General features: G+C 78.3%; 1 protein-coding gene and 1 pseudogene. One reads left to right on the top strand and one right to left on the bottom strand.

All coding sequences use genetic code 11. From position 1 onward, the window contains the following. Positions 1 to 106: 106 nt before the first annotated feature. The gene (locus tag ABEB16_RS22345; protein ID WP_345714349.1) at positions 107 to 781 is read right to left on the bottom strand and encodes a TetR/AcrR family transcriptional regulator; all 675 of its coding nucleotides are present in this window, start codon (positions 779 to 781) and stop codon (positions 107 to 109) included. Positions 782 to 843: 62 nt separating this feature from the next. Between ABEB16_RS22345 and ABEB16_RS22340 the strand changes: the two are divergent. Continuing rightward, positions 844 to 944: pseudogene (locus tag ABEB16_RS22340) on the top strand (oxidoreductase); the annotation flags it as partial.

Genomic DNA, 944 nt, shown 5'->3' with positions numbered 1-944 from the left:
CGGGCCTGGCCGAGGGCGACGCACCCGATCCGGGGTGGCTGTTCCCGCTGCGGCGGACGGTGCTGCTGCGGCCGTAGCCGCGGAGCTCCTCGGGGGCGCGGCGGGCTCAGCGGGGTGCGGCCAGCCCGCGCACGAGGACGGCGAGGGTGTCGCCGAGGACGTCGTGCACCGCCTCGGCGGGCAGGAACGCGCTGGCCACGAGGGAGGCGAAGCCGTGCACGGTGGCCAGCAGCGCGGTCACCGCGACCTCCTCGGCGCCCGCCGCGACGAGGCCGGCCGCCCTGCCCTCGGCGACGAGGGCGGCCGCGCTCCCGGAGGCGCGCTCGACGGCGGCCAGCAGCTCGGGGGTGGCACCGCGGGCGTGCTTGGCGGCGAACATCAGCGACAGCAGCTCGGGGTCGTCGGCGGCGAAGCGGACGTAGGCCTCCGCCAGCGCGGTGAGCCGCCCCGCGAAGGACCCCGCGGAGGACCCCGCGGAGGACCCCGCGGAGGACCCCGCGGAGGACGCGGCGAGGGGCTCGGCGAAGGGCTCGGTGGGGGCGGCACCGGCGGCGAGCGCGGCACCGAGGCGTTCGAAGCCGCGCACGGCGAGGGCGTCCAGGAGCGCGTCGCGGTCGGGGAAGTGCCGGCTGGGGGCGGCGTGGCTGACGCCGAGGTCGCGGGCCAGCTCGCGCAGGGAGAGGGCGGCGGCCCCCCGTTCGCGCACGACCTCGCCGGCGCGGTCGAGCAGGGCGGAGCGGAGGTCGCCGTGGTGGTAGCCGCGGCGGGCGGGAGCGGGCACGCCGTCAGGCTACCGCCGATGTAGGCGTTGACTACGTTGTTGGCGATGCCTACATTGGGGCCATGACCTCTCCCCGCTGGACCGCAGCAGACCTGCCCCGCCTCGACGGCCGCACCGCCGTCGTCACCGGCGCCAACAGCGGCATCGGCCTCGTCACCGCCCG

Origin of the sequence: Kineococcus glutinatus, assembly GCF_039542765.1 — a bacterium.
In the GTDB taxonomy this organism is placed as follows: domain Bacteria; phylum Actinomycetota; class Actinomycetes; order Actinomycetales; family Kineococcaceae; genus Kineococcus_A; species Kineococcus_A glutinatus.
Note: the sequence above shows the minus strand (reverse complement) of the source record. Positions and strands in the feature narration are given on the sequence as shown.